The organism is Gemmatimonadota bacterium, from assembly GCA_009838645.1.
Classification (GTDB): Bacteria; JAAXHH01; JAAXHH01; order JAAXHH01; family JAAXHH01; genus JAAXHH01.
In genome coordinates this window covers 26153-36414 of record VXRC01000010.1, presented here as the reverse complement: position 1 = coordinate 36414, position 10262 = coordinate 26153, and the positions used below count along the sequence as shown (strand labels likewise).

At 64.2% G+C, this 10262-nt stretch carries 6 protein-coding genes; 1 reads left to right on the top strand and 5 read right to left on the bottom strand.

All coding sequences use genetic code 11. From position 1 onward, the window contains the following. Positions 1-404: 404 nt before the first annotated feature. Positions 405-1343 carry a tyrosine-type recombinase/integrase gene (locus F4Y38_03650; protein ID MXY48377.1) on the top strand — a complete coding sequence of 313 codons (939 nt, stop codon included), beginning with the start codon at positions 405-407 and terminating at the stop codon, positions 1341-1343. On the opposite strand, the gene F4Y38_03645 is transcribed toward F4Y38_03650, so the two are convergent. The 5 genes from F4Y38_03645 to secD all read right to left on the bottom strand — a co-directional run bounded on the left by F4Y38_03645 (position 1326) and on the right by secD (position 10222). Then, positions 1326-3419, bottom strand: coding sequence for a thioredoxin domain-containing protein (locus tag F4Y38_03645; protein MXY48376.1), 2094 nt, complete (start codon positions 3417-3419; stop codon positions 1326-1328). The genes F4Y38_03650 and F4Y38_03645 overlap by 18 nt on opposite strands. Position 3420: 1 nt before the next feature. Next, positions 3421-4446: a Gfo/Idh/MocA family oxidoreductase gene (locus F4Y38_03640; protein MXY48375.1), complete on the bottom strand. Its 1026-nt coding sequence runs from the start codon at positions 4444-4446 to the stop codon at positions 3421-3423. 29 nt (positions 4447-4475) lie between these two features. Next, positions 4476-5357, bottom strand: coding sequence for an amidinotransferase (locus F4Y38_03635; protein MXY48374.1), 882 nt, complete (start codon positions 5355-5357; stop codon positions 4476-4478). Continuing rightward, positions 5354-7444 (bottom strand): NAD-dependent DNA ligase LigA, encoded by a 2091-nt coding sequence (gene ligA, locus F4Y38_03630; GenBank protein ID MXY48373.1) that lies wholly within the window; start codon positions 7442-7444, stop codon positions 5354-5356. The genes F4Y38_03635 and ligA overlap by 4 nt, the downstream gene beginning before the upstream one ends. An 87-nt stretch (positions 7445-7531) precedes the next feature. After that, positions 7532-10222, bottom strand: a complete 2691-nt coding sequence (gene secD, locus F4Y38_03625; GenBank protein ID MXY48372.1) for a protein translocase subunit SecD — start codon at positions 10220-10222, stop codon at positions 7532-7534. Positions 10223-10262: the final 40 nt, after the last annotated feature.

Here is a 10262-nt window from a genome sequence, read left to right as displayed (position 1 = left end):
GTCTATTCATATATATATATGGAGTAAATAACATAATAATCATAAAAATATTTGATATTCATAATATGGTTGACCTTTCCCTGCATCCATTCGTACCTTACCTACCATACAGAAAGACAACGAAACAGCATACTGAGACTGGCGAGAATGGTCAACGAACCCCGCATTCAGTCGCTACACCCTATCGAATCCGTAACTGAGGGAAGCCGTCCTAGCCCATCGGCACCGGGATCGATCCTGCAAACTCAGCCGTCCGAAATGCATTGAACATCTCCAAACATATCACAAGAACAAACATTTCAGATTGCGACAGGAGTTAGTGTCCAGGTTCCTCCCTGTCTCGTCCAAATAAAAAAAAACTCTCCCCATGAATGCGTGCTGGAATTTCGTATTGAGAAAGTACGATGCAGCGAAACGTTTCCTTACAGCATACCCTCGAAAACAAAGCCGACCGAACGTCCGTCGGAGTCGCGCGATTGCTGGAAGCCAGCATCGCGCCGAACACGGCAAAAGCGTACGGCGATGCTTTGCGCAAATTGTTCGAGCACCTGGATGGGCAGCAGTTGACCGACACTGCGCTGGCCGGCTACCTGGCGCATCTGTATACCCGGGGACTTGCGCCGGCCTCCGTTACGGTAGTGGTACAGGCCGTTCGTTTCTGGGAGAAGCTGGATCGACGCCCGTCGAGCGTGGGACCGTTGACGAGCCGAACGCTGGCCGGAATCCGCCGCGAAGGTCGAAACAGGGGCCGCGGCCAGGTAACGGGATTGAGCCGCGAGACGGTCAAGATCATGGTGCAAAACGCCGTCGCCACCGACACCCTGGCCGGACTGAGGGACGCCGCGCTTTTTCGCGTGATGAGCGATGCGCTGTTGAGGATTGGAGAAGCCGTCGCCATCGACTGCGAGCACATCACCACCGCGTTCGACGGGAGTGGGCGGCTCCTGTTGCTTCAAAGCAAGACCGACCAGGAGGGGAAGGGCGCCACCCTCTTTCTGACCGCCCGGACCGTCGACACGATCCAGCAGTTGCAGCAGCAAGCCGGTTACACGGTGGGACCCCTCTTCCGCCGGATGCTGAAGGGCGACCGGATGAGCGATGCCCGGCTGACGGTGGACGGCGCCCGGCTGGCCATCAAGGCATCCGCGGAGCTGGTCGGCATTAAGGGCGTGAGTGGGCACAGCCTTCGCATCGGAACCGCCCAGGAACTCGCGCAGCGTGGCGCTACCCTGGTGGAACTGCAGAATGCCGGACGTTGGACTGATAGCCAGATGCCCGCGCACTACACCCGCGATCAGGCCGCTGGCAAGGGCGCGGTAGCCCGGTTACTGGGGATTGACTGAAAGCAGTTCGGCTAGCTCATCCACCGTGGTCACCGGTTGCCGGCACACGAACTGCTCGCAGACGTAGGCCGTGGTCGCGCCGTCGATCTGCGGCCGGTCCGCGAGGAGCGGGATGTGTTTCCCGGCACGGTCGTCGTCCTCGGACGGATCGTGCAGGGCCACGACCTTGTTCGGCAGGAACGTGCCGTCGATCAGGTCCAGCATGGCCCGCGTGGCGGCGTCTTCCCTGGCGCCGACCAGGGCGATCTCCACGGACCTGTCGAGATACCAGGAGAGTCCGCACAGCAACTGGCCGAAGCCCCCGGGCGCCGCGCCCATGTAATCCGTGAAGAGCGACAGGGTCTGCCCGGCCCGGTCCCGGTATTCGTTCCTGCCGGTGAATGCCGCCAGCCGGAGCAGGTTCTGCACGCTCACGGCGTTGCCCGAGGGGATGGCGTTGTCGTAGGGATTCTTGGACCGGACGATGAGCGTCTCGTGGTCGTCGCTGGTGAAGAAGAACCCGCCGTCCTCCGGATCCCAGAACCGCTCGATCGTCGTGTCCATGAGCGCTTCGGCGCGGACGAACCAGGTCGGGTCGAAGGTCGCCTCGTATAAATCCAGGAGCGCGGAAACCGTGAAGGCGTAGTCGTCCAGGTAGCCGTTGAACCGCGCCCGGCCGTCCTTGAACGTATGCATGAGCCTGCTGTCCTCGTACAGCGCGTCCAGGACGAACCCCATCGAATCCGCCGCCGCGTCGAGCCAGGCCGGTTCGCCGAAGACGCGGCTCGCCCGGACCAGGCTGCCGGCCATCAGCCCGTTCCAGTCCGTCATGACCTTCTCGTCCCGTCCGGGGTGCACGCGTTGCTCGCGGTGATCGAATAGGGTCCGACGTCCTTCGAACACGATCGCCCGCAGATCGTCCGGCGCTACTTGCAGGTGGGCGGCCAGCGGCTCCAGGTCGACGTCCACGTGCAGGACGCTGGTCCCGTGTTCGAAGTTGCCCCCTTCTTCCGCGCCGTAGTACCGGGCGAACAGGCGGCCTTTCTCATCCCCCAGGACCGCCTTGATCTCGTCCGGCGTCCACACGAAGAACCGGCCTTCCTCGCCCTCGCTGTCCGCGTCCTGGGTCGCATAGAAGCCGCCGCCGGGCTGCATCATCTCGCGGATCACGTAGGACGCCGTTTCCGAAACGACCTTGCGGAACAGGGGTTCTCCGGTGGCCTGGAACGCCTCGGTATAGGTCCGCAGGAGCAGCGCGTTGTCGTACAGCATCTTCTCGAAGTGGGGGATCAGCCATTTCGCGTCGACGGAATAGCGGTGGAATCCGCCGCCCAGGTGGTCGTAGATCCCGCCGTTTCCCATTTTCGACAGGGAATGGACGGCCATGTCGAGGGCCGACTGCCGCCCGGACCTGAGGTGCTCGCGCAGCAGGAAGGACAGCGTCATGGACGGGGGGAACTTGGGCTGCGTGCCGAAACCGCCGTTCGTGGCGTCATAGGACGCGGCGATTCCGGTGAAGGCCTTGTCGAGCAGGCCCGTTTCCAGAGTCTCGTTGCTTGAGGTGAACCCGGCCAGCTCGACGAGGCGCGATTTAAGCTTCTCGCCCTGTTCCTCGGCGTCGGACCGGCGCTCCCGGTAGAACTGGGCCACGGCCTGCAAAATGCGGGGAAACCCGGGCCGGCCGTACCGGTCGTCCGGGGGGAAATAGGTGCCCCCGTAGAAGGGTTTCAGGCCGGGCGTGAGGAAGACGGTCATGGGCCAGCCGCCGCTGCCCGTCATGGCGGTGACGGCGTTCATGTAGATCTCGTCCAGGTCGGGCCGTTCTTCCCGGTCCACCTTGACGTTGACGAAGTGCCGGTTCATGATCTCCGCCGTTTCCTCGTTCTCGAAGGACTCGTGGGCCATGACGTGGCACCAGTGGCACGCGGAGTAGCCGATGGACAGCATCACGGGCTTGTCTTCCGACCGGGCTTTCTCCAGGGCCTCTTCGCCCCATGGATACCAGTCCACGGGATTGCGGGCGTGCTGCCTCAGGTAAGGGCTGGTCTCGTGAACCAGTCGGTTGGCCCGCTGTTCGTTGCCATGCGCTGCGTTCAATTTACACCAACCCTTCCCTGACCATGCGTTCCAGGACGAAATCGCCGACGTCGATGGGGAATTCCAGTACGCGTCGCCGCGCGGAGGACTCGAAGATGCCCATGATGGTCTCCAGGGCCGTGCGGGCGATCTTCGCCTCGGACCGGTGGGCGCCGCGGCCTTCCACGGCGGAGACCAGTTCCTCCAGCTCGCCGCAGATATTCGAATAAGTCTCTTCCAGTCGCGGCACGTGCCATCCGTCCGAACGATAGCTGGACAGCATTTTCAGTGGCGGCCCGTCGGGGCTGTTCACTTCTATGATGCCGTCGGAGCCGATGATCCGGAAGGAGAAGGACTGGCTCGCACGTTCGCCCAGTTCGATGAAGCCCACGACGCCGTTTTCGTAGCCGACCCGACCGATCGCCATGTCTTCGGCCGGCATGTCCGGATGGTTGCGCCGTCCTTCGATCCGGTTGCGGCGGTCGATCTGGCCCATGACCCACCGGGGCGGGCTGTCGCCGTTCAGGTAGCTGATCAGGTCGATGACGTGGGTGCCGTTGTTCATCAGGTCGAGGGTGCAGTGGCCCCAGATCATGGCGACCTCCCCGATTTCCCCGGCCTGGACCCATACGCGCGCCTGGACGGCCTGGGGCGAAAAACGGTGGGCGTGGCCGATGGCGAGGGCGGCGCCGGCTTTCTCGCAGGCCCCGATCATCCGGTCGGCCTCGTCCAGGGACACGGCCATGGGTTTCTCGCACAGGATGCCCCTCGCGCCGTTTTCCACCGCCGCGATCGTGGCTTCGCAGTGGCCGCGGGGCCAGGTGCATACGCTCACCAGGTCGAGTTGTTCCCGCTCCAGCATTTCGCGATGGTCCGCGTACAGCCGGATGCCGTGTTCCCGGGCGAGATGCTGCGCCTTCTCCCCTTCCGGATGAATGTCCGAACCCGCGATCAGTTCGATCTCGGCGTTCTCCACGTGGCGGTATCCGTCCGCGTGGGCGGTGGCGATGCCGCCGCAACCGATGAAGCCTGCCCGGTATTTTTCCATGAGAGATCTTCCATTGTTAGCGACCTTGTTCACGCCCGCAGTACCGGGCGCGTCAGGCAGGTCGGCCCGCCGCTGCCCGCGTAGCAGATGTGATCGCCGTTAAATGTTTCGACCCGGCAGCCGGCTTTCCGCATGCGGTCCACCGTAACCGGATTGCCGCTTCGCACGATGACGTGGCGGGGTCCTACGGCCAGCACGTTGCAGCCGAGACTGTCGTACTCCTCGTCCGGCACCGCCACCAGGCCGATGCCCAGGGCGGTCAGCATCTCCCGGAAGGGGATGGGCAGGAGCCGTTCATAGACGGCCGCAAGGTCCGTATCCAGCAGGCTGATGACGGACATGAGGTGCAGCACCGCGCCCGGACCGTCCCAGTGGACCATGGGGACGGCCACCACGTCGATGCCGCGTGGCCGCAGCAGTTCCTGGAACTGGCGGATCCCCTCGCCGTTGGTGCGGTAGGTCAGCCCGATGACGGCCAGGTTGTCCCTGAGCCAGACCACGTCGCCGCCTTCGACGCTGCCGGACGGCTCGATACGTCCCGCCACGGGGATGCCCGCTCCGGCGAACCAGTCCGCCAGGGCGTCCGGCTCCTCCATGCGGGCGTCCTTGCCCATGCGGCCCAGGATCACGCCCTGGTCGGTCACGGAGGCCACGGGATCGTGGGTATAGAGCGAGTCGAGACCCGTCCGGCGGTCGGCCGGCAGGCACGCCACCTCGGCGCCCGCCGCTTCGAGCAGGGCGGTGAACTGCCGGTGTTCCTCTACCGCCTGGTCGAATTCCGGCCTGGCCAGGTAGTCCAGGTCGCGCCACTGCCCGTCGATCCGATCCTGGCTTTCGTAGGCTTCTTCCGGGCGCTTGACCAGCACCCGTTTCAGCGGGCGCACCATGGATTGGCAGCCATAGGCATTCATGGGGACTGCTCTCCTGAAATGCGGGCTTCATTGATGCGGGCTATGGTTTCTTCCTCGTTCAGTATTTCGACACCAAGGGACTGGGCCTTCTTCAGTTTGGAACCGGCGTTTTCGCCGGCGACCAGGTAGTCCGTCTTCTTGCTCACGCTGGACGTCACCCGCCCGCCCGCTGCTTCGATCTCCCCGGACATCTCTTCGCGGGAGTAGTTTGGCAACGTGCCCGTGATGACGACGATCTTGTCCGCGAACGCTCGGGATTCCGCGCCGTTTTCCGTGCCGCTTTCCGTGCTGCCTTCCGCACCACTATCCGGCGCTTCCAGGTACATGCGAAGGCCGGCCGCTTTTAGCTTATCGACGATCTCGAGGTTCCGTTCGTTATGGAAGAAAGAGACGACGCTCTCGGCGATCTTCGGACCGATCTCCGGTACGGCGACCAGTTCCTCTGCCGATGCCGCCTTGATGGCTTCGATGGAGCGGAAGCGCTCGGCGATCTGCCGGGCGGCCCGCTCCCCAACGTGGGGGATGCCCAGGCTGAAAAGCAGGCGGTCCAGGGGGCGGTCCTTGCTGGCTTCGATGCCTCCAAGCAGGTTGCCGGCGGATTTCTCGCCCATGCGCTCCAGCGTCCCGAGCTGCTCGCGGGTCAGGCGGTAGATGTCGCCCACGTCCCCGATGAGGCCGCTTCCCAGGATCTGCTCGGTGACCGCCGGACCGAAACCTTCGATGTCCATGGCGTTCCGGCCGGTGAAATGGGTGACGCGCGCCTGCGTCTGGGCCGGGCAGGCCGCGTTCCCGCAACGCCACGCCACCTCTTCGCCCACCCGCACGAGCGCGGTTTCGCATACCGGGCAGGCCGTCGGCATCTCGAAGGGCGCCGACCCGCCCTCCCGCTCGTCCAGGTCGGCCGAAACGACCTTGGGGATGACGTCCCCGCCTTTTTCGATCCACACGGTGTCGCCGACGCGCAGGTCCTTGCGGCGGATCTCTTCCTCGTTGTGGAGCGTGGCCCGGCTAATCGTCGATCCGGCCAGGAAGACCGGTTCGAGTTCGGCGACCGGGGTCACCACGCCGGTCCGGCCGACCTGGAGCCGGATGTCCACCAGACGCGTCCTGGCCCGTTGCGCGGCGAACTTGCTGGCGATGGCCCAGCGGGGACTCTTCATCGTGGCGCCGAGTTCGCCGTGGAGCCCGATGGAATCCACCTTGATGACCATGCCGTCGATATCGTAGGACAGCGAGTCCCGCCGCTCCTCCCAGTCGTGGCAGAAACCGATCACCTCGTCGATGGCCGCGAAACTTCGGGCTTCCCCGTTGGTCGGAAACCCCTGGCCGGCCAGCCAGCGCAGCCGCTGGAAGTGGCTGTCCAGGTCGGGCCAGCCAGCCAGCGCGCCGGCTTCGTCCTCGAAACGCAACGTGTAGAGAAAGACCTTCAGGGGCCGCTCGGCGACGACGCGGGGATCGCGGAGTTTCAGCGAGCCCGCCGCGGCGTTGCGGGGGTTCGCGAAGAGCGGCTCCTCCCGTTCCGCGCGGAAGGCGTTCAGCGCCTCGAACCCGTCGTGGGGGAGATACACTTCGCCCCGCACCTCGATGTTGTTGAGCAGGGGCTCTTCTTCGGCAATGCGCAGGGGGATGGACCGGATGGTCCGCAGGTTCGCCGTGATGTCGTCGCCCTGCTCGCCGTCACCCCGCGTGGCGCCCAGGGCCAGCGCGCCGTTCTCGTAGCGCAGGCTCACGGCCACACCGTCGATCTTCAACTCGACCGCGTAGGCGTACTCCCGCTCCGGACCCAGCAGGTCGCGGATGCGGCGGTCGAAGTCCCGGATCTCCTCATCGTTATACGTATTGCCGATGGAGAGCATGGGCACGGGATGCCGAACGACGGGAAAGGAAGCGGAGGGAGATCCCCCGACGCGCTGGGTGGGCGAGTCGGGGGTGATCAGGTCGGGGTGGGCCGATTCCAGGTCCTGCAGCTCGCTCACCAGCATGTCGTAGGCGTAATCGCTGATGACCGGATCGTCGAGTACGAAGTACCGGTGATCGTGCGACCGGATTTCCCGGCGCAGGACTTCAATGCGTTCGGCAGGCGACATGGGATCCGCGGGTTTGCTGACCGACGCTGGTTACGCTCGATTCGTCAAGGGCCGCGTCCGGCGCCGGCGCCCCGGCGTACGTTCACACTAACCGGTGCGGGCGACGCTCGACCGCGATGGCTTTCTGGCGCGTCGGATTTCCTCGCGCTTCTTCGCTATCCAGTTCTGCCACCAGACCACGATGGGGCTGGCGATGAAAATCGAGGAATAGGTTCCGGTGATGACGCCGAAGGTCAGCGCCAGGGCGAATCCCCAGTTGGTCGACGTGCTTCCGGCCAGCAGGAAGACCAGGACCAGCAGTACGGTGAGCGACGTCATCATGGTCCGGTTCAGGCATTCGTTGATGCTGCGGTCCACCACGCCCGAGAACCCTTCCGTCCGGGTCCGGCCCAGGCTTTCCCTGATGCGGTCGTAGACAACGATGGTGTCGTTCGTCGAATACCCCACGACGGTCAGCAGGGCCGCCACGACCGCCATGGTGAGCTCCTCGCCCACGAGGGTGAGCATGGCCAGCACGATGAGCACGTCGTGGATCAACGCGACGATCGTCCCGATGCCGAACCGGAACCCGTTGACCTGCCGGAACCGGATGGTGATGTAAAGGACGATGCCGATGATGGAGGCTCCCACCGCGCCCATGGCGTCGACCGTGAGTTCTTTGCCGATCTTCGGGCTAACGTTGTATTCCTGCCGCAGCCAGTCGTCTTCATTGCCCTTCAGGTTCTCGGGAAACTGTTCCCCGAGCGTCGATTTCACGGCCGACGCGATCTGCTGCTCGTTCCAGTCGCTGGCGGCCGCCCGGATCAGGATGTTGCCCTCCTCGCCGATCACCTTGATCTCGCTCTGGCTCAGGTCGACGGGCTGGTCCTCGATGGCGGCGTTACCCAGGGCGCCGCGTATGTCCTGTACCGGCACCGGAGGATCGAACCGCATCTCGATCAGCGACCCGCTTTGAAAGTCGACGCCCCAGTTCACCCCGCCGCGCATGACGATGGTTCCCAGGCCGACCACGATCACGCACCAGGTGATGACGAAGGCCGCTTTGCCGAACCGCATGAATCCAAAGAACAGGCGCCCGAAGGGATCGGTCCGACCGATGCTGACCTGGGCGAGCTGCCACCGGTCGATGAGCGCGTCGAAGAGGGACCGCGTGATGAAGATGGCCGTGAACATGCTGATCAGGATGCCGAATCCCAGCGTCACGGCGAATCCCTTGATGGGACCGGTCCCGAACTCGTACAGGGCGAAGGCGGTGATCAGGGTGGTGATGTTTGCGTCCACGATGGTGCGGAGCGCGTTCCCGTAGCCGCTGTCCACGGACTGCCGGATCGTCTTCCCTCCGGCCCTGAGCTCCTCCTTGATCCGTTCGAAGATGAGGATGTTGGCGTCCACCGACATGCCCATGGTCAGGATGATTCCCGCGATGCCGGGCAGCGTCAGCGTCGCCTGGAAAGCGCCGAGGACGGCCAGCAGGAAGAGGAGGTTCAGGATCAGGGCGAAATTGGCGATGAAGCCGGCCGTCCGGTAATACATCGCCATGAAGATCATGACGGCGATGAGACCCAGGATCGAGGCCCATTTGCCGGAGTTGATGGCGTCCTCGCCCAGGGACGGCCCCACGACGTACTTGCTGATGATCTCCATGGGCGCGGGCAGGGCGCCGGCGCGCAACACGATGGAGAGGTCCCTCGCCTCCTCCAGCGAGTTGATCCCGGTGATCTCGCCCCGGCCGTTGGGTATGCGTCCCTGGATGACCGGCGCGGAGAACACCCGGCCGTCCAGCACGATCGCCAGGCGCCGGCCGATGTTGTTCCCCGTAACGCGGGAGAAGGTCCTGGCGCCGTCGTCCGTGGTCGTGAAGCCCACCGACGCCACGCCCATGCTGCCGATGTCGGAGCCTGAACCGGTCTGCGGGAAGGCGTCCGCCAGTACGGCGCCGGTCAGTTCCGGCTGGGCGTTCATGTAGTAATAGGACCTGACGCGTTGTCCGCTGGCCGTCGTCCGCATCACGCCGGCCCGGATCTCCGCGCCGGCCGGAATGAAGCTCTGCACCTGGGGCTGGGCCAGGATTTCGTCTACGCGGGCGGTATTGCTCGCCGGTACGATGATCTCGTTGTCGGAGAGGTCGATCAACGACAGAAAGGGGTTGCGTTCCGCCGTGGTGGCCGCTTCTGGAATCAGGGCGCTCGTATCCGCCGGGACGCTCGTGGTATCGCGGGCCGCCAGCAGGGCGTCGATGCGCTCGACGACCGAACGAAGCTCGCTGCCTTCGCGCAGCAGCCTGAACTCCAGCTGGGCGGTCTGGTTGATCAGCGTCATGGCGCGGTCTATGTCCCTGAGTCCCGGCAGCTCGACGATGATGCGGTCTTCGCCCTCCTGCTGGATGATCGGTTCGGTGACGCCGAATTCGTTGACGCGGTTCGAGATGACCTGCATCGCCCGTTCCACGACGTCTACGGCTTCCTCCTCCGGCAGGTTGGACTTGTCCACCTCGAGCTTGATGTGCACGCCGCCCTGGAGATCCAGACCCTGGCGGATGGACTGGTCCTGAAGCCGGTCGCGTTCGGCCTTGGTCAGGTTCAGTTCCTTGAGCTGCGCCCGGTCCGCTTCGGTCAGGAGCGGATCCGCATCGATCGCATCGATCTGTTCCGGGGTAAGGGTGGTCTGAACGGGGGCGTATTGCCAGTAGTCAGAGGTTCTTACGGAAGGATAGACGTACCAAAGCGCGGTGAAGATTACAACGAGAATAAGAACGATACGTACCTGTTTCCACTGCATGCAACCCGGCTCCTAAGCAGGCGAAGGCGGGTTGCCTGAC